The sequence below is a fragment of the Erythrobacter sp. 3-20A1M genome (assembly GCF_018636735.1).
In the GTDB taxonomy this organism is placed as follows: domain Bacteria; phylum Pseudomonadota; class Alphaproteobacteria; order Sphingomonadales; family Sphingomonadaceae; genus Alteriqipengyuania.
Genome location: NZ_CP045200.1, coordinates 420171 through 437236, shown reverse-complemented (window position 1 = coordinate 437236; position 17066 = coordinate 420171). Strand labels below are relative to the sequence as shown.

19 protein-coding genes are annotated in these 17066 nt (G+C 66.4%); 7 read left to right on the top strand and 12 right to left on the bottom strand.

All coding sequences use genetic code 11. The annotated features are described in order from the left end of the window. Positions 1-10 precede the first annotated feature (10 nt). Positions 11-1108, bottom strand: a complete 1098-nt coding sequence (purM, locus tag F7D01_RS02165) for a phosphoribosylformylglycinamidine cyclo-ligase (RefSeq protein ID WP_215229615.1) — start codon at positions 1106-1108, stop codon at positions 11-13. 70 nt (positions 1109-1178) lie between these two features. Between purM and F7D01_RS02160 the strand changes: the two genes are divergently transcribed. The 4 genes from F7D01_RS02160 to F7D01_RS02145 are packed head-to-tail and all read left to right on the top strand — an operon-like array spanning position 1179 to position 4183. After that, on the top strand, positions 1179-2447 hold the full coding sequence (locus tag F7D01_RS02160; RefSeq protein ID WP_215228637.1) for a heavy-metal-associated domain-containing protein: 1269 nt from the start codon (positions 1179-1181) through the stop codon (positions 2445-2447). A gap of 11 nt (positions 2448-2458) precedes the next feature. Continuing rightward, complete coding sequence (locus F7D01_RS02155; protein ID WP_215228636.1) at positions 2459-3070, top strand: ATPase; 612 nt, start codon at positions 2459-2461, stop codon at positions 3068-3070. A 31-nt stretch (positions 3071-3101) separates the two neighbouring features. Continuing rightward, positions 3102-3830, top strand: coding sequence for a serine O-acetyltransferase EpsC (gene epsC / locus F7D01_RS02150; RefSeq protein ID WP_215229614.1), 729 nt, complete (start codon positions 3102-3104; stop codon positions 3828-3830). After that, positions 3830-4183: a DUF2794 domain-containing protein gene (locus tag F7D01_RS02145; protein WP_215228635.1), complete on the top strand. Its 354-nt coding sequence runs from the start codon at positions 3830-3832 to the stop codon at positions 4181-4183. The genes epsC and F7D01_RS02145 overlap by 1 nt, the downstream gene beginning before the upstream one ends. 36 nt (positions 4184-4219) lie before the next feature. Here F7D01_RS02145 and F7D01_RS02140 read toward each other — a convergent pair whose 3' ends face one another. The 3 genes from F7D01_RS02140 to F7D01_RS02130 all read right to left on the bottom strand — a co-directional run bounded on the left by F7D01_RS02140 (position 4220) and on the right by F7D01_RS02130 (position 7218). Further along, entirely contained in the window at positions 4220-5395 is a 1176-nt protein-coding gene (locus tag F7D01_RS02140) for an LPXTG cell wall anchor domain-containing protein (protein ID WP_215228634.1), read from the bottom strand. Between the two features lie 67 nt (positions 5396-5462). Further along, positions 5463-6392 carry an SDR family NAD(P)-dependent oxidoreductase gene (locus F7D01_RS02135; protein ID WP_215228633.1) on the bottom strand — a complete coding sequence of 310 codons (930 nt, stop codon included), beginning with the start codon at positions 6390-6392 and terminating at the stop codon, positions 5463-5465. Between the two features lie 121 nt (positions 6393-6513). Then, a complete protein-coding gene (locus tag F7D01_RS02130) occupies positions 6514-7218 on the bottom strand; it encodes an HAD hydrolase-like protein (protein WP_215228632.1) in 705 nt (234 codons plus the stop codon). Positions 7219-7279: 61 nt separating this feature from the next. Here F7D01_RS02130 and glmU point away from each other — a divergent pair, with 61 nt between their 5' ends. The 3 genes from glmU to F7D01_RS15455 are packed head-to-tail and all read left to right on the top strand — an operon-like array spanning position 7280 to position 9406. Continuing rightward, positions 7280-8641 carry a bifunctional UDP-N-acetylglucosamine diphosphorylase/glucosamine-1-phosphate N-acetyltransferase GlmU gene (glmU, locus tag F7D01_RS02125; protein WP_215228631.1) on the top strand — a complete coding sequence of 454 codons (1362 nt, stop codon included), beginning with the start codon at positions 7280-7282 and terminating at the stop codon, positions 8639-8641. Continuing rightward, complete coding sequence (locus tag F7D01_RS02120) at positions 8638-9246, top strand: hypothetical protein (RefSeq protein ID WP_215228630.1); 609 nt, start codon at positions 8638-8640, stop codon at positions 9244-9246. Before glmU ends, F7D01_RS02120 begins: the two co-directional genes overlap by 4 nt. Then, positions 9224-9406 carry a hypothetical protein gene (locus F7D01_RS15455; protein ID WP_371819665.1) on the top strand — a complete coding sequence of 61 codons (183 nt, stop codon included), beginning with the start codon at positions 9224-9226 and terminating at the stop codon, positions 9404-9406. The genes F7D01_RS02120 and F7D01_RS15455 overlap by 23 nt, the downstream gene beginning before the upstream one ends. 234 nt (positions 9407-9640) lie before the next feature. Here the strand turns inward: F7D01_RS15455 and F7D01_RS02110 are convergent, their stop codons facing one another. The 8 genes from F7D01_RS02110 to atpA form a co-directional block, all read right to left on the bottom strand. Beyond that, positions 9641-11347 (bottom strand): prolyl oligopeptidase family protein, encoded by a 1707-nt coding sequence (locus F7D01_RS02110; RefSeq protein WP_251566993.1) that lies wholly within the window; start codon positions 11345-11347, stop codon positions 9641-9643. Then, complete coding sequence (locus tag F7D01_RS15115) at positions 11344-11829, bottom strand: hypothetical protein (protein WP_251566991.1); 486 nt, start codon at positions 11827-11829, stop codon at positions 11344-11346. The genes F7D01_RS02110 and F7D01_RS15115 overlap by 4 nt, the downstream gene beginning before the upstream one ends. 64 nt (positions 11830-11893) lie before the next feature. Beyond that, on the bottom strand, positions 11894-12355 hold the full coding sequence (locus tag F7D01_RS02105) for a hypothetical protein (protein WP_215228629.1): 462 nt from the start codon (positions 12353-12355) through the stop codon (positions 11894-11896). Continuing rightward, positions 12339-12599, bottom strand: a complete 261-nt coding sequence (locus F7D01_RS02100) for an ATP synthase F1 subunit epsilon (protein WP_215228628.1) — start codon at positions 12597-12599, stop codon at positions 12339-12341. The genes F7D01_RS02105 and F7D01_RS02100 overlap by 17 nt, the downstream gene beginning before the upstream one ends. A gap of 44 nt (positions 12600-12643) precedes the next feature. Beyond that, a complete protein-coding gene (gene atpD, locus F7D01_RS02095) occupies positions 12644-14116 on the bottom strand; it encodes a F0F1 ATP synthase subunit beta (RefSeq protein ID WP_215228627.1) in 1473 nt (490 codons plus the stop codon). A gap of 34 nt (positions 14117-14150) precedes the next feature. Further along, on the bottom strand, positions 14151-14498 hold the full coding sequence (locus F7D01_RS02090) for a hypothetical protein (RefSeq protein WP_251566989.1): 348 nt from the start codon (positions 14496-14498) through the stop codon (positions 14151-14153). A 25-nt stretch (positions 14499-14523) separates the two neighbouring features. Next, positions 14524-15405, bottom strand: coding sequence for a F0F1 ATP synthase subunit gamma (locus F7D01_RS02085; RefSeq protein ID WP_215228626.1), 882 nt, complete (start codon positions 15403-15405; stop codon positions 14524-14526). A 118-nt stretch (positions 15406-15523) separates the two neighbouring features. Beyond that, complete coding sequence (gene atpA / locus F7D01_RS02080) at positions 15524-17053, bottom strand: F0F1 ATP synthase subunit alpha (protein ID WP_215228625.1); 1530 nt, start codon at positions 17051-17053, stop codon at positions 15524-15526. Between the last annotated feature and the right edge of the window lie 13 nt (positions 17054-17066).

Sequence of the window (17066 nt, the reverse complement as noted above, 5' to 3'; positions counted from 1 at the left end):
GGCGGGCGCGTCAGGCACTGTGCGTTGCTTCCCAGTCCGCACGACCCGACCAGGTCCCCGCACTGCCGCGAACGGTGCAGCCGCGCGTTCCCGCTTCGATCGCGCCTATCCGGTGGACGCTTTCGCCCGCCTCCTCCAGCCGCTCGCGCACCGTGTCGGCATTCTCCGGCGTCACCGCCAGCACCATGCCGATGCCGCAATTGAAGGTCCGCGCCATCTCGCCCGGCTCGATATTGCCTTGCGCCTGCAGGAACGCCATCAGCCCCGATTGCGACCATGTATCGGCGTCGATCACCGCATGCGCGCCCTCCGGCAGCACGCGCGGAATATTCTCCAGCAGACCGCCGCCGGTGATATGCGCCAGTGCGTCGATCAGCCCGCTGCGCACCACTGGCAGCAGGCTCTCGACATAGATTCGCGTGGGTTCGAGCAGCGTTTCGACCAACAGCCGCTCCTGATCGAACAGGGCGGGGCGATCGAGCCGCCAACCCTTGTCCGCAGCCAGCCGTCGGACGAGCGAGAAGCCGTTCGAATGCACGCCCGAACTCGCGAGGCCCAGCAGGACATGCCCCGGTGCCACCCGCTCCCCCGTCAACTGCTCGCCGCGCTCTACCGCGCCGACGCAGAACCCGGCGAGGTCGTAGTCCCCTTCGGCATACATGCCCGGCATTTCCGCGGTCTCGCCACCAATCAGGGCGCAGCCCGCCATCCGGCATCCTTCGGCGATCCCGGCGATGACGCGCTCCGCGATGCCGGTCTCCAGCTTGCCGGTGGCGAAATAGTCGAGGAAGAACAGAGGCTCCGCCCCCTGCACGATCAGATCGTTGACGCACATCGCGACCAGGTCGATCCCGACATGATCGTGCCGCCCGGTCTCGATCGCCAGCTTCAGCTTGGTGCCGACCCCGTCGTTCCCGGCGACCAGCAGCGGGTCTTTATAGCCCGCCGCCTTGGGGTCGAAGAAACCACCGAAACCGCCGATTTCGCCATCCGCGCCGGGCCGCATCGTCGCCTTCACCAGGGGACCGATCGCCTTCACCAGGCGGTTGCCGGCCGCGATCGAAACCCCGGCCTGTTCGTAGGTATAGCGCCGCTCGTCTTCGTTCATGCTGCGTGCCTTACGCATTCGCGCTTGGAATCGCACGGGGCTTTCGGCAAAAGGCGGGCGATTATCCCCCATGCCCGTTTTCCGCTCCCCCGCCATGCGCCCGGCGCTCCTGATCGTCGCCATCGCCGCGTTCGTCGCGCTCGGCGTGCTGTGGGCGCGTGCGCAGGTCGATGGCGACCGCGGAATTCCGCCGGTCATGGCCAGCAACGATATCGACGTGTCGGGCATAGATGTCGACGTCACCGCGAAGAATGCGGAGGAGGCCCGGCTGGAGGGGTGGCATCAGGCGGCCCGCAAGGCATGGGCCAAGCTGGAGGGTCCGAACCTCAGCGACAGCCAGTTGCAGGGTATCGTTTCCGCGATCGTCATCGAGGACGAGCAGATCGGCGATCGCCGGTACAAGGCGCGCCTGGGCGTCATCTTCGACCGGCAGCGGGCGGGCAGCTATCTCGGCGCGGCGGGCCGCGCGGCCCGCTCCGCACCGATGCTGCTGATCCCGGTGACCTTCACCGGCGGGACCGAGACGGTCTATGAACGGCGCAACGAATGGCAGCGCGCCTGGGCGGAGTACCAGCCCGGATCGAGCCGCGTGGACTATGTCCGCCCGGCGGGCTCGGGTGCCGATTCGCTGCTCGTCACTTACGGGCAGAGCGGGCGGCGCAGCCGTACCTGGTGGCGCAATATCCTCGACCAGTTCGGGGCGAGCGACGTCATCGTCGCCATCGCGCGGCTCGACTACGCCTATCCCGGTGGCCCGGTGAAAGGCACGTTTACGGCGCGCTACGGCCCCGACAGCACCTATCTCGCCAGCTTCACGATGGATGCGGGCAATCCGCGCGAGCTGCCGGCGATGCTCGATCGCGCGGTGCTGCGGATGGACAAGATCTTCGAAAGCGCCCTGGCCGACGGTCGGCTGACGCCCGATCCGACGCTCGCCAGCGGCGGAGGCCAGATGGACCCGGCGGTCCGGCAATTGATCGACCGGGGCGAGGCCGCGCAGGCGCAACGCCGGGCGGCGGATGCGGCGGCCCGCGCGGCGCAGCAGGCGGCAGAGACGGACGATCAGCCTACCATCACGCTGCCCCCCACCCAGAGCGCGACCGTGGCGACCTATGTCGTCCAGTTCGCCACCCCCGATGCGGGCGCGGTCGATGCCACCCTCTCGGCGGTCAATGCGACGCCAGGCGTGCGTTCGGCCGCGACGAGTTCGCTCGCGATCGGCGGAACCTCCGTGATGCGCGTAACCTACGCCGGATCGCTGAACGATCTGGCACAGGCGCTGGCCGGGCGCGGCTTCTCCGTGACGCAGGGCGGCAGCGCGCTTTCGATCCGGCGCTAGGCGAGCGGCGCATGTCGCAAATCGCGCTTCCCCTGTCTCGCGGTCTCCCGACCGATCCGGCCAGCATCGTGCTGGGGGAGGCGAATGCCCATGTGGCCGAAGCGCTGGCGAATCCTGGGCGCTGGCCGTTCGGCACGGCCATTCTGTTCGGCCCGCCGCGGTCCGGCAAATCGCTGTTCGCGCGCTGGTTCGCCGCGTCGGGCAAGGGTACGGCGATCGACCGCGCCGCCTCGCTCGACGAAACGGAGCTGTTCCACCGCTGGAATCGCGCGCAGGAAAGCGGCGAGCCGCTGCTGCTGGTCGCGGATAGAGAGGGGTGGGACATCGCGCTGCCCGACCTCGCTTCGCGCCTGGGTGCGGCGTTGCACCTGCGGATCGGCCCGCCCGACGATGCGATGGTGGGGGCGCTGATCGAAAGCCATGCCGCGCGGCTGGGCCTTGCGCTGGGGGATGGGGCGATTACCTACCTCGTACCGCGCACGGCGCGCGATTTCGCCGGAATCGAGCGGCTGGTCGAAACGATCGACCGGCTGACACTGGAGCGCAAGGCCCCCGCGACGCTCGGCATCTGGCGCGATGCGCTGGACGCGGTGCAGGGGCCGGAACAGGCGCGCTTGCTTTGACCCCCGCTTGAGGGGTAGATTCGAGAGGATGATGTTCAAAGGCCTCGTCGATTATCTGGACTCGATCCAGAAACGGGACCCGGCGCCGCGTTCGCGGTGGGAAATCCTGCTCTATCCCGGTGTGCTCGCGCTCGGTCTTCACCGCGTCGCGCACTGGCTGTTCGAAGCGCGAATGTATTTCTGCGCGCGCTTCGTGAACCATTTTTCGCGCGTGCTGACCGGGATCGACATCCATCCGGGCGCGAAGATCGGGCGTCATTTCTTCATCGACCATGGCTTTACCGTGGTCGGGGAAACCGCGGTGATCGGCGACAACGTCACGATCTATCAATGCGTCACGCTGGGCGGCACCAACCCGGCGAACGGGATTGGTGGCAAGCGTCACCCGACGATAGAAGACAACGTGATCATCGGTTCGGGCGCGCAGGTCATCGGCCCGATCGTGGTCGGCGAACGCGCGCGCATCGGTGCGAATGCGGTGGTCACCGACGATGTGCCCGCCGGTGCGACGATGATCGGGATGAAGGCGCGCTCCACGCTGGTCCCGGCGGAAGAATGGCTGCGCGAGTTCATCCCCTACGGCACCCCGTGCGACGAGCCCTGCGAGGAACTGGCGAGCAGCAACGGTCGCCGCCGGCTCGAAGGACTGGAGGTGCAATTGCGCACGCTGGAGGGCGAGATTGCCCGGCTGCGCGCCCAGAGCGAAGCGGCGCGGGGCGACGACCCGACCGATGATCGGCGCAGCGGGGCCGGGCGCTGATGGCCAGCGTTCCCGGTGGCACCGTGGTCGCCTTTCCCGGTCGCAAGCCCAGCCAGGTCGGCTTCGACCGCGACGAGCTGATGCGTATCCTGGACCTTTACGGGCGCATGGTCGCGGCGGGCGAGTGGCGCGACTACGCGATGGATTTCACGAAGGATTACGCCGCCTTCGCCGCGTTCCGGCGGACCGCCGAGCGCCCGCAGGCGCGGGTGGAGAAGCGCCCCGCCTTGCGCAACCGGCAGGGCATGTGGACGCTGTTCGGCGAGCACGGCCAGATACTGAAGCGCGGGCACGAGCTCGCCGGGGTCCTCGCCCCGATGGAGCGCAAGCTGGTGAAGGCGATCGACGACTGACGCCCCGGCGGGTGGCCGGTGCGCCAGTCGCTGCGATCAGGCGGAGGCCGTCGCGGGCAGCGCGCCGATCTCCGGCAGGCGGTCGCGCCATTCGGTCGGCAGCATCCGCACCACCTTGCCGCGGATCGGCGTCCAGAAGGCGGAGAGCGTCAGCAGCGCCGATCCGATGATCAACGCGGTCAGCGCGAAGTTCAGCTCCACCGCCCCGAACCGGTCGAACAGGAAGGTCAGCGCCGCCAGCACGTAGGCGAGGGCGGAGACCAGCAGCGCGCGCCGGTCGACCGCCAGAGCGACCACGCCGAACAGTATGTAGACCGCGATCACGCCCAGCGCGCCGCCTACGCCGACCGCATCGCCCCCGTCCATCACGCCGAGCGAATAGAACAGCGGATGGGCCAGCATCGGGGCGGCGAGCAGGTGGAGCCAGAAGGCGACGTCGCTGCGCCGCGTGGTGCGCGCCGGATCGCTCATGTCCCAGCGCATCGCGAAGGCGAATATCGCCAGACCGGCGGCGAAGATGAACCACAGAACCGCATCGAATGGCCGATCCATTCCGGCAGCATCGAGAAGGGTGAAGACGAACGAAAGGACGGTAACGGCGATCGCGCCTGCTCCGGCAGCGACCGTGATCGGCACCATGAAACGGCGCCAGTGGACCCAGGCGGCTCCCGCTGCGAAGAGCCCGGCGACGCTGGCAATAATGCCGCCCGCCTCGCCCGTTTGCGGTTCGCCGCCCAACGCTAGGCCTATGCCCAGGAAAGTCGCGAATACGGCGCATACATAGGCCAGCAACAGGATGATGCTGGGGAGCGCCATACGCCGCCTCCGGGTGAAGAACTCGGCCAGGCCCCATGCCGTCGCGGCGACCAGGATACCGCCGAATATCAGGTTCATCGCGGTGCGCAGGCCCTGCGCGGCCTGCCACGCGTTCCACTGCGCCTCGCTGAGGTCCTGCCCGGTCATGCCCGGATATGTCGGGACGGGGGCGAAGATCCCCGCAATCTGCTGCCCGATCGCGCTTGCCGCGAGCAGCATGATGATCGCGCCGATGGCAACGAAGATGTCGTTGAAGCTGTTGATCAGGCGGAAGTTCTCTTCGTCGCCGCGCGGCATTTCGCGCACCTGCGTCATATGCGCCCGAAAAGAAGCGGCCGCCTCGGGAGTCAATGCCCCCGCGGCGACCGCCGAATTGATATCTTCCTCGCTATACATGCCCGGTCCCCTGAAAATTCAGGGACGGACTTACCGCGAGTGTATTATTTGGTCAATACAGCTCGGCTCAGCCTCGTGCGGAGGAGGGGCCCTGGCCCGTCACCTTCTGCATCGCGGCGAGGATCTGGCCCGACTGCTCGGCGCCCGATTCCGGGGCCTTCAGATTGCTGAATTCGCTGATCTTGTCCCAGTGCCTGGCGAAATCCTCGACCGAGCGCTCGCCCTCGGGCAGCCACACGGGTTCGTTCATCACGGTCCACGCGCTGTGATAGCCGCCTGCGCCCGCGCCGACGATGGCGTTGCTGGGCGCATCCTCGCTGACCAGGAACAGCGCGGCGGGAACCACGTTCTCCGGCGCGAACAGTTCGAACGCCTGTTCCGGGAACAGGTCCTCGGTCATACGCGTGCCCGCCACGGGGCTGAGCGTGTTGACCTTGATGTTGTACTTCGCGCCTTCGAGATGAAGCGTCTTGGTCAGCCCCGCGAGGCCGAGCTTGGCCGCGCCGTAATTTGCCTGGCCGAAATTGCCGAACAGGCCGGTGGAGGACGCGGTCATCAGCACGCGGCCATAGGACTGCTCACGGAAGGTTTCCCACGCGGCCTTGGTCGCATAGGCGCTGCCGAGCAGGTGGACCTTCACCACGAACTCGAAATCCTCCGGGCTCATCTTGGCGAAGCTCTTGTCGCGCAGGACGCCGGCATTGTTGATCAGGATATGGACGCCGCCCCATTGCTGCTTCGCATCGGCGATCATCTTTTCCATCTGGTCGTATTCGGTCACCGAAGCGCCGTTCGAAACTGCGGTGCCACCCGCCTTCTCGATCTCCTCGACGACTTCCAGCGCCATGTCCGAATGGCCGGTGCCGTCGCGCGATCCGCCCAGATCGTTGACCACGACCTTCGCGCCGCGCCGCGCCAGCTCGAGCGCATATTGCTTGCCGAGCCCGCCGCCCGCGCCGGTGACGATGGCGACCTTGTCCTTGAAATCGATGCTCATGCCTGATGTCTCCCGTTGAAGTTTACGTGCACGTAAAACGTGGGCGCGGAGTGGCAGGTTCCGAGACTGGGCGCAACCGGGCGTGGGCCGTGTCGCCGTGCCGTAACGGCAGGCGGAGGGTTTAGCCGCCCAGCCGCGCCAATGCCGCAGGAATATCGGCGAATCGTTCCACCACCGCGTCGCCGCCGAGTTCGGCAGGCGCGCGATCGCAATAGCCGTACCCGGCGACGATCACGGGCACGCCCGCCGCGCGCGCCGCGCCGACATCGTAGCTAGAATCGCCGACGAAGGCGAAGCGCCCGCCGCCGCAGCGCCGCCGTGCCTCGACCAGCGGATCGGGCATGGGCTTGGCGCGGTAATTCCCGTCCTCGTCGCGCCCGAGACTGTCGCCGCCGATGATCGTTTCGAACCGGTCGGCAAGGCCGAGCGTCGTGAGGATGTTCGTAGCGAAACCTTCGAACTTGTTGGTCACGACCGCCATCGCGATGCCGCGCGCGGCCAGATCGTCCAGCACGGCCTCCACGCCCGGATAGGGCCGGGTGTGGACCGTATTGTGCGCCTCGTAATAGGCAAGCAGGCTCTTGTAGAGCGGGCGGAACGCCTCGCGCGCCATGTCGCCGCCCTGCCGCTCGATCGCGCGGGCCAGCATCCGCTTGGCCCCGCCGCCGATCAGCCCCTCGATCTCCTCGACGGGCACGGCGCGATAGCCGCCTTCGCGCAGCGCGTGGTTCACCGCTTCGCCCAGGTCGCGATGGGTGTCGAGCAGCGTACCGTCGAGGTCGAAGCCGACGATATCGAAGGGGATGTTCGAAGTAATTTCACTCATGGTGGCGCGGGGTGACGGATGGTTCTTCAAACCGCAAGCGAATGCTGGCATTGCGCGGGACATGGTTACGCAACGCGCCTTCGCCGCGATCGTCCTTGCCGCGGGCAAGGGTACGCGCATGAAATCCGACCTGCACAAGGTGCTGCATCCCATCGCGGGGCGGCCGATGCTGGAGCATCTGCTGGCTTCGGTGGCCGAACTGGCACCGCAACATACGGTCGTCGTCACCGGCCACGGGCGCGAGCAGATCGAGACCCAACTGGGCGATCGCGCCACCATCGCGCACCAGGAACCGCAACTGGGCACCGGGCACGCGGTGCAGCAGGCCGAGAGCGCGCTGGCGGGCTTCGAGGGCGACGTGCTGATCCTCTATGGCGATGTGCCCTTCGTCACCGCCGACACCATGCGGCGCATGGTCGCGCGCCTGCACGAGGAAGATGCGCCGCCCTGTGTCGTTCTGGCCTTCCGCGCGGCCGATCCGGGCGCCTACGGGCGCATCGTCAGCGAGGACGAGCGCACCATCGGCAAGATGGTGGAGTTCAAGGACGCCGATGCCGCCGAGCGTCAGCTCGACCTGTGCAATTCGGGCATGATGGCGGTGCGCAGCGAAGATCTGTTCGGCCTGCTGGCCCGCGTGACCAACGACAATGCCGCGGGTGAATACTACCTGCCCGACATCGTGATGGTCGCTCAAAAGGATGGCCGGGTCAGCGCGCTGGTCGAAACGGACGAGGCGGAGGTGCAGGGCATCAACAGCCGCGCCGAGCTCGCCCGCGCGGAGGCGCAATGGCAGGCGGAGCAGCGCGAGCACTGGATGGCCGAAGGCGCCACCCTGCGCGCGCCCGAGACGGTCTTCTTCAGCTACGACACCATGCTGGGCCGCGATGTGACGGTGGAGCCGAACGTTGTCTTCGGACCGGGTGTCTCCGTCGCCGACGGCGCGCGGATCCGGGCCTTCAGCCATCTGGAGGGCGCGCGCGTGGGCGAGGGCTGCGAGGTCGGCCCCTATGCCCGCCTGCGCCCCGGCGCGGTGCTGGAGCGAAATGCCAAGGTGGGCAATTTCGTGGAGGTGAAGAAGGCGACGCTGGGCGAAGGGGCCAAGGCGAACCATCTGAGCTATCTCGGCGATGCGGAGGTCGGCGCGGGCGCGAATATCGGCGCGGGCACAATCACCTGCAATTACGATGGCTATTTCAAGTACAAGACCACCATCGGCCCGCGCGCCTTCATCGGATCGAACAGCGCGCTGGTCGCCCCCGTCCGCATCGGTGCCGACGCGATCATTGGGGCGGGCAGCACGGTGACGCGCGATGTCGGCGATGGCGAACTGCGCCTCGTGCGCGCGGACCAGAACGTGAAACCCGGCTGGGCCGATCGCTTCCACGACACGATGAAGCGCAAGAAGGCGGCGGAGACGAAATGAGGGGGGCAGTGCTTGGGACGCTAGCTGCCCTGCTCGTCGCAGGCTGCGGGCAGGGTGCGGCCCAGGCGGCAAAGGATGAGCCGGTCAGCCCTGCGTCCGAGGAAGGCGCGGTCGAACCGGTAGCAACGCCGGATGACTCGGCATCGAGCGCTGGAAAGGCCTCTGCGACTGAAGTCACGTCTGTCGCCTGTGCGCAGGATGAGCAGGAATTGTTCTCCTGCACCGCCGGTACCAAGAAGATCGCGGTGTGCGGCGTCAACAATGCGCAGGGCCGGAAGACCGCGCAGTATCGCTTCGGCACCGCTAAGAAGGTGGAGCTCGTGCTCGATGGCGGGCGGTTCGCCAATACGGCCTATTCGGGTGGCGGCGAATCGCAAATCCAGTTCGCCAATGGCGACGTGCGTTACATCGTTTACAGCCGCACCATTCGCACAGGCTTCGATGAAGATGGCAACAAGCCCGAATTTACCGACGGGGTATGGGTCGTGCGCGGAGACGAGAATCTGGCCGACCGGCAATGTACGGGGGAGGTAGTCTCGGTCGCTGTGCTGGCCGGCGACGCATATGGCGGGGTCGGCAAGGATGTCTATTACGGCCTCGACTAGCGGGGAGGACGGCCCGCTCGCCTGCTGGCTGTGCGCGCGCCCGATCGCGCGGCGGCTGCAATGGCATCACACCGTGCCCAAGGCGAAGAAGGGGCTCGAAACCGTGCCCCTCCACCCCATCTGCCACCGCGCGATCCACGCCAATTTCACCAATGCGTAGCTGGCGCGGTTCGGTGCCGACCGCGCGCGCCTGCTCGAAAACGAACATGTCGCGAAGTTCGTCGCCTGGGTGAAGGACAAGGCCCCCGATTTCCACGCCCCGACGCGGTAGGCGCGTAAGTCTCACCTTCGTCGTCCCGGACTTGATCCGGGACCGGGCTTGTTGGTGGCGCAGGACAACGCGACCGTGCCCCGGCATGAGGGCCGGGGCGACGAGCGAGAAAGGGCGGGGAAACTACTCTTCCGTGTAGCCGCCGCCTTCGTCCATCAGCTGCTGCATCAGATAGACGTTCTGCAGCGCCAGCAGCTTCGCGCGCTGGTCGTTGTCGACGCCGCCCGAATGGCCGCCGGTCATGTCCTCGTAATAGTAATAGGCCTGCCCGTTCTTCGACATGCGCGCCGCCGCCTTGCGCCCGTGGGCGGGGTGCGTGCGGTCGTCCGCGGTGCTGGTGATGAAGAACGGGGTCGGGAAATCGGTGTCCGACGCCAGCTTCTGATAGGGGGAATAGGGCTCGATCCAGGCGCGCTGTTCGGGAATGCGCGGGTCGCCATATTCGCCGATCCAGCTCGCGCCGCGCCCGATCTCGAAATAGCGCAGCATGTCGAACAGCGGAATCTGCACGATCGCCGCGTTGTAGAGGTCGGGGCGCTGGGTGAATGCGGTGCCGACCAGCAGGCCGCCCTGGCTGCCGCCCTGGATCCCGAGATGCTTCGGGCTGGTGATCTTGCGCGCGACCAGATCGTCGGCGATCGCTTCGAAATCGTCCCAGGTGCGCTGTTTGTTCTCGCGGATCGCGGTCTGGTGCCATTGCGGGCCGAACTCGCCGCCGCCGCGCATATTGCCCAGCACGTATGCGCCGCCGCGCGACAGCCACAGCTTGCCCGTCGTGCCGAGATAGCTGGGCAGGCGCGGAATCTGGAAGCCGCCATAGCCGCTCAGCAGCGTCGGAGTGGTGCCGTCCATCACCATCCCCTTCGGCTTGACGAGGAAGTAGGGGATTTTCGTCCCGTCCTTGCTCGTCGCCTCGAACTGTTCGACCTCCATCCCGTCGGTGTCGAAGCGCGCCGGGCTGGTCTTGATCACCGCTGGCGCGTCGGTGCCGTCGGAGAAATAGAGGGTGGAGGGGGTGAGGAAATCGGTGACCGAATACATGATCCGGTCGCTGTTGTCGTCCGCCGCCGCGACGCCCACCGTGGCGTTGTCGGGCAGGGGCACGCGCTCGCTGACCCACGATCCGTCGACGTAATCGAATTTGAGGACCTGCCCGCGCACATTGTCGAGCAGGTTCACGAACATCGAATTGGCGGTGATCGCCGCGCCCTGCTTGGTCTGGCGATCGCCCGGAGCCCAGACCAGTTCCTTCGCCGCGCCGTTGGGATCGGCCTTCCACGCGTCGAGCTTCGCCGCGACGATGGAATCGGCGGGGAAGGTGGTTCCGCCCACCGTCCAGTCGACATCGGTGCTGAACAGGATGTGGTCGTCGACGATGCCGAACAGGCCGGATTTCTCCGGCATGTCGAGCTTCACCCAGTCGCCATCGACCATCAGGAAATACGCGCGATCGTGGAAGTCGAGCCCGCGATAGGCGTAGCGCCCCTGGATCGCACCGGTCGAATCGCGCACCAGCGCGGCCCCGGCAGACACGTCCTTCGGTTCGCCGCGAAAGATCTCGGGCGCGGCGGCCAGATCGGTGCCGCGTTTCCATTCGCGGGTGGTGAAGGGATAATGGCTTTCGGTCGTGGTCCCCTCGCCGAAATCGCGGCTGACCAGCAGCGTGTCCGCGTCGACCCAGCTCGCGCTGCCCTGGCTCTCGGGCAGGAAGAAGCCGCCGTCGACGAAGCTGCGGGTGGGAAAATCGAACTCGCGCATCTCGTCGGCATCCTTGCCGCCGTCCGACAGCGCGACCATGCATTTGTCCGAAGCGGGCGGCAGGCAGCTCATGCCGTGGAACACCCATTCGCGCCTTCGGCCTTGGCCAGCGCGTCTATGTCGAGGATGGTTTCCCATTCCGGCTTCTCGCTGCGATAGCTCTCCAGCGTCGTCAGCCGCAGGATACCGCGCGGGTTCTTCGCGTCCTGCCAGAAATTGACGAGGCCGTGGGGCGTGAAGCTGACGCCCGGAATGCGGTCTTCACTGTCGAGGATCGCCAGCGCTTCGGCTTTCAGTTCGGCGAAGCGCGGGTCCGCGCCCAGCGTCTGGTCGACGCGCTCGTTCTCGGAGCGGACCCAGGTGAGGGCCGGCACGCTGCGCGTTTCCTCCAACCAGATGAAGGGGTCGTTCTCGGCCTCGAACTTGGCGTCGGTATCGGTATCGGCCATTGCGGCAGCGTTCTCCGTCTCGGTGTTCTGCGCCGCGAGCGGCGCGGCGGCGAGCGTCGCCACCGCCAGCGCAGTCGCGATGGCGCGATTGGATACGAATTTCATCGATTCAGTCCCCGTCGTGATTCCCTGTCGCGCGATCATGGCGAGGGGGCGCGAGAACGCAAGGTCAGTCTCGGTCGGACGGGCTCGTTTCCACCAGCCCAAAGGCCAGGATTGCGGCAATGGCACCGCCGATGCCGTAACCGACGAAGCTGAGGATATCGGGCCAGATCATGCGATAGATCACGCCCTGCCAGCCGAACAGGGGCATGATCGCGATGGCCAGCGCGCTGCCGACGAAGGGTTTCAGGATGCCGCGCCTTTGGCCGCGCAGGATCTGCACATGGCATCCGAAATTCACGGCCACGATTGGGAAGGCGAGGGCGTAGAGCCACACCGGCTCGGGCGGGATGCCGAAAACATGCCCTTTCAGGAAAGCGAAGGCGGCATCGAATTCCTGCCACCGCTCGACCCGCCAGCGATGAATGTCGAACGCGCTGATCAGCAGGAAGGTGGCGATGCCGCTCCATGCCAGGCGGCGCAGCCAACGCTCCGCATCGGGAGCGGCAGGATCAGGCTTCCTCGACATGCTCCGCAAGGACGGTGAGGCCCTTGTCGCCGACTTCGGCGAAACCGCCGCGCACTTCGATGCTTTCCGGCGTGCCGCCCTGGGTCTTGTACACCTGCACCGCACCGTCGCGGATGGTCGACATGAAGGGCGCATGGCCTTCCAGCACGCCGAATTCACCCTCCGCGCCGGGGACGACCACCATGTGGACGTCTTCGGAGCGGACCAGCTTGGCCGGGGTCACGAGTTCGAAATGCAGTGCCATGTTCTCTTTCCTGTTCCCTCCCGCAGGCGGGAGGGGAGTGGTTCTTACGCTTCGTCGGCCAGCTTCTTGGCCTTTGCGACCGCCTGGTCGATGCCGCCGACCATGTAGAACGCGGCCTCGGGCAGGTGATCGTATTCGCCCTCGACCACCGCCTTGAACGACTTGATCGTGTCCTCGATCTGCACGAACTCGCCCGGGATGTTGGTGAACACCTCGGCCACGTGGAACGGCTGGCTGAGGAAGCGCTGGATCTTGCGCGCGCGGGCGACGGTCAGCTTATCCTCTTCCGACAGTTCGTCCATGCCGAGAATGGCGATGATGTCCTGCAGGCTCTTGTACTTCTGCAGCGTTTCCTGAACGCGGCGGGCGGTGTTGTAGTGCTCCTCGCCCACGACGCGCGGCTCGAGCACGCGGCTGGTGGAGTCGAGCGGATCGACCGCCGGGTAGATGCCCAGCTCCGAGATCGCGCGGCTCAGCGTGGTGGTCGCATCCAGGTGGGCGAAGGAGGTCGCCGGCGCCGGGTCGGTAAGGTCGTCCGCGGGCACGTAGATCGCCTGCACCGAGGTGATCGACCCCTTGTTGGTGGAGGTAATGCGTTCCTGCAGATTGCCCATGTCGGTGGCGAGCGTCGGCTGATAGCCCACCGCCGAGGGAATACGGCCGAGCAGCGCGGACACTTCCGAACCCGCCTGGGTGAAGCGGAAGATGTTGTCGACGAAGAACAGCACATCCTGGCCTTCCTCGTCGCGGAAATATTCCGCCATGGTCAGGCCTGACAGGGCAACGCGGGCACGCGCGCCCGGCGGCTCGTTCATCTGGCCGAACACCAGTGCCACCTTCGAACCCTCGGAGATCGCTTCGCCGGCCTCGTTCTTGGCGATGACGCCCGCGTCGAGGAACTCATGATAGAGGTCGTTGCCTTCGCGGGTGCGCTCACCCACGCCGGCGAACACGGACACGCCGCCGTGACCCTTCGCGATGTTGTTGATCAGTTCCTGGATCAGCACGGTCTTGCCGACGCCCGCACCGCCGAACAGGCCGATCTTGCCGCCGCGCGCATAGGGCGCGAGAAGGTCGATCACCTTGATGCCGGTGACGAGGATCGCGGCCTCGGTCGACTGGTCGATGAATTCGGGGGCCCCGGCGTGGATCGGGGCGGTCTTCTCCGCGCCGATCGGGCCGCGCTCGTCGATCGCCTGGCCGATCACGTTCATGATGCGGCCCAGCGTCTTGGGACCGACCGGAACGGAAATCTGCGCGCCGGTGTTCACGACTTCCTGCCCGCGGGTCAGGCCGTCGGTGCCGTCCATCGCGATGGTGCGAACGGTGTTCTCGCCCAGGTGCTGCGCGACCTCGAGAACCAGCGTGGTGTCGCCGTTCTTGGTTTCGAGCGCGGTCAGGATCGGCGGCAGTTCGCCTTCGAACTGCACGTCGACGACGGCGCCGATGACCTGGCTGATGGTGCCGTTACCCGACAGGTTCGGCTTGGTGGTGGAAAGATCGGGTGCGGTGGCCATGATAGGTGTCCTGTTCTCGCAGCTGTTTCGCGCCTTACTGGGCGCAGACTTTCTCGGGATCGGCGATGACCCAGGCATCGTCCTGCTGGGTCAGCGTGGCTTCGTTGCGCAGATATTCGTCGTCGCCCAGACCGTAATCGCAGATGAAATCGATCGAGCCCATGCCGGCCGATTTGCAGACCGCCTTGTTGACCGGCCTTGCTTCCGGGCATGCCTTGCCGAAGGCGTCGGCGAAATCGTCGCGCTTGGGCGGGGCGAGGCTTTCGCGCACCGGCGTGGTGGCGGTCTGGGTCGGGGCCGGGGCGGGTGCCTCCTGCTGGCCGCACGCGGCGAGCGATGCCGACAGCGTGGTGAGGGCGAGGAGGGGGAGGAGAGTCTTCACTTTGGTTCGGGTCCTTGGTGGCGGATCAGAGCGCTTCCGCGCCCGCAATGATCTCGATCAGTTCGGTGGTGATCGCGGCCTGGCGGCTGCGGTTGTACTGGATGGTCAGCTTCTGGATCAGGTCGCCCGCATTGCGCGTGGCATTGTCCATAGCGGTCATCGAAGCACCCTGTTCCGAGGCTTCGCGCTCCAGCAGCGCGCCGAACAGCTGCGTCTTCACGTAGCGCGGCAAAAGCTCCTCGAGGATCTCCTCCTCGCCGGGCTCGTATTCGACCACCGCGCCGGAGGCCGCACCGCCGCCCGTACCGGCCTCATCGGCCGGAACGGGAATGAGCTGGTCGACCGTGGGATCCTGCGCCAGCGCGGATTTGAAGATCGGGTAAACCAGATGCGCGACGTCGAACTTGCCCGCCTCGAACATCTCGATCAGCTCGGTGGCGATTTCCTCGGCCTGTTCGAAGCCGGGGGTGCGGACCTCGCTGGTGTCGAACCACTTCTCGATCCGTTCCGCATAATCGCGCTTGATCGGGGCGCGGCCCTTCTTGCCGACGAGGTAGAATTCGACCTGCTTGCCTTCGGCGATCAGCGCGCGCGCCTTCGCCTTGGCCGCTTTCACGATATTGGCATTGAGACCGCCGCACAGGCCCTTGTCGGTATTGACCACGACCAGCAGGTTGCGCTGGGTCGATCCGGCCCCGGCGAGCAGCCTGGGCGCGCCGTCGCCACTCACCTTGCCCGCGAGCGAGGTCATCACCGCGGAAAGTCGCTCGGCATAGGGGCGCGCGGCCTCGGCCGCCGCCTGCGCCTTGCGCAGTTTCGCGGCCGCGACCATCTGCTTGGCCTTGGTGATCTTCTGGGTCGACTTGACCGAGTTGATCCGGCCCTTGAGTTCCTTGAGTGACGCCACTCTCGTTTCCTTCCTATTTCGTCATTCCCGCGTAGGCGGGAATCCAGCCTGGCTTGGTTCTACCTCGCTCTGGATCCCCGCCTGCGCGGGGATGACGAAGTTGGATGTCCTCCCGGTCTTACGCGAACTGCTTGGCGAACGCGTCGAGCGCCGCTTTGGTCTTGTCCGCCGTCTCGCCCTCGAACTTCTTGCTCTCGCGAATTTCGTTGAGGATGTCGGCATGTTCGGAGCGCATGAAGCTCAGCATCTGGGCCTCGTACTCGGTCACGCGGTTGGTCGCGACATTGTCGAGATAGCCATTGGTGCCGGCGAAGATCGAGACGGTCTGCTCCTCGAACGGCATGGGCGAAAACTGCGGCTGCTTGAGCAGCTCGGTCAGCCGCGCGCCGCGGTTGAGAAGGCGCTGCGTCGCCGGATCGAGGTCAGAGCCGAACTGCGCGAAGGCCGCCATTTCGCGGTACTGCGCCAGCTCCAGCTTGATCGAGCCCGAGACCTTCTTCATCGCCTTGGTCTGCGCGGCACCGCCGACGCGGCTGACCGACAGGCCGACGTTGATGGCCGGACGCACGCCCTGGTAGAACAGGTCGGTTTCGAGGAAGATCTGGCCGTCGGTGATCGAGATCACGTTGGTCGGGATGTAGGCCGACACGTCGCCCGCCTGCGTCTCGATGATCGGCAGCGCGGTCAGCGAACCGCCGCCTTCGCTGTCGTTCATCTTCGCCGCGCGCTCGAGCAGGCGGCTGTGGAGATAGAACACGTCGCCCGGATAGGCTTCCCGGCCCGGCGGGCGGCGCAGCAGCAGCGACATCTGGCGATAGGCCACGGCCTGCTTCGAAAGATCGTCGTACACGATCACGGCGTGCATGCCGTTGTCGCGGAAGAATTCGCCCATCGCGCAGCCGGTGTAGGGCGCGAGGTACTGCAGCGGGGCCGGTTCCGACGCGGTCGCGGCGACGACGATGGAGTAATCCATCGCGCCGTTTTCTTCGAGCTGGCGCACGATCTGCGCGACGGTGGAGCGCTTCTGCCCGACCGCGACGTAGATGCAGTAGAGCTTGTCCTTCTCGTTATCGCCGGCGTGCGCGTCCTTCTGGTTGATGAAGGTGTCGATCGCGACGGCGGACTTGCCGGTCTGGCGGTCGCCGATGATCAGCTCGCGCTGGCCGCGGCCGACGGGGACCAGCGCGTCGATCGCCTTCAGGCCCGACTGCACCGGCTCGTCCACCGACTGGCGCGGGATGATGCCCGGCGCCTTCACCTCGACGCGGCGGCGCTCGGTCGATTCGATCGGGCCCTTGCCGTCGATCGGGTTGCCCAGCGCATCGACCACGCGGCCCAGCAGGCCCTTGCCGACGGGAACGTCGACGATGGTCTCGGTCCGCTTGACGCTGTCGCCTTCCTTGATGTTGGCGTCCGAGCCGAAGATCACGACGCCGACATTGTCGGCTTCCAGGTTCAGCGCCATGCCCTGAACGCCGTTGGAGAATTCCACCATCTCGCCGGCCTGCACCTTGTCGAGGCCGTGGATGCGGGCGATGCCGTCACCCACCGAGAGGACGGAGCCGACTTCGCTGACTTCGGCCTCGGTGCCGAAGCTGGCGATCTGGTCCTTGATGACCTTGCTGATTTCTGCGGCGCGGATATCCATTTGCTAGCCTTTC

Bases quoted from the DNA above. Each gene is read 5' to 3' on its own strand.
- F7D01_RS02135 (WP_215228633.1), bottom strand. From the start codon at position 6,392: ATGAGCATCGATTTCAAGGACAAGGTCGCCATCGTCACCGGCGCGGGC.
- F7D01_RS15115 (WP_251566991.1), bottom strand. From the start codon at position 11,829: ATGAAATTCGTATCCAATCGCGCCATCGCGACTGCGCTGGCGGTGGCG.
- F7D01_RS15455 (WP_371819665.1), top strand. From the start codon at position 9,224: ATGTCTATTACGGCCTCGACTAGCGGGGAGGACGGCCCGCTCGCCTGC.
- purM (WP_215229615.1), bottom strand. From the start codon at position 1,108: ATGAACGAAGACGAGCGGCGCTATACCTACGAACAGGCCGGGGTTTCG.
- glmU (WP_215228631.1), top strand. From the start codon at position 7,280: ATGGTTACGCAACGCGCCTTCGCCGCGATCGTCCTTGCCGCGGGCAAG.
- F7D01_RS02130 (WP_215228632.1), bottom strand. From the start codon at position 7,218: ATGAGTGAAATTACTTCGAACATCCCCTTCGATATCGTCGGCTTCGAC.
- F7D01_RS02160 (WP_215228637.1), top strand. From the start codon at position 1,179: ATGCCCGTTTTCCGCTCCCCCGCCATGCGCCCGGCGCTCCTGATCGTC.
- F7D01_RS02100 (WP_215228628.1), bottom strand. From the start codon at position 12,599: ATGGCACTGCATTTCGAACTCGTGACCCCGGCCAAGCTGGTCCGCTCC.
- F7D01_RS02145 (WP_215228635.1), top strand. From the start codon at position 3,830: ATGGCCAGCGTTCCCGGTGGCACCGTGGTCGCCTTTCCCGGTCGCAAG.
- F7D01_RS02105 (WP_215228629.1), bottom strand. From the start codon at position 12,355: ATGTCGAGGAAGCCTGATCCTGCCGCTCCCGATGCGGAGCGTTGGCTG.
- F7D01_RS02110 (WP_251566993.1), bottom strand. From the start codon at position 11,347: ATGAGCTGCCTGCCGCCCGCTTCGGACAAATGCATGGTCGCGCTGTCG.
- atpD (WP_215228627.1), bottom strand. From the start codon at position 14,116: ATGGCCACCGCACCCGATCTTTCCACCACCAAGCCGAACCTGTCGGGT.
- epsC (WP_215229614.1), top strand. From the start codon at position 3,102: ATGTTCAAAGGCCTCGTCGATTATCTGGACTCGATCCAGAAACGGGAC.
- F7D01_RS02140 (WP_215228634.1), bottom strand. From the start codon at position 5,395: ATGTATAGCGAGGAAGATATCAATTCGGCGGTCGCCGCGGGGGCATTG.
- atpA (WP_215228625.1), bottom strand. From the start codon at position 17,053: ATGGATATCCGCGCCGCAGAAATCAGCAAGGTCATCAAGGACCAGATC.
- F7D01_RS02155 (WP_215228636.1), top strand. From the start codon at position 2,459: ATGTCGCAAATCGCGCTTCCCCTGTCTCGCGGTCTCCCGACCGATCCG.
- F7D01_RS02120 (WP_215228630.1), top strand. From the start codon at position 8,638: ATGAGGGGGGCAGTGCTTGGGACGCTAGCTGCCCTGCTCGTCGCAGGC.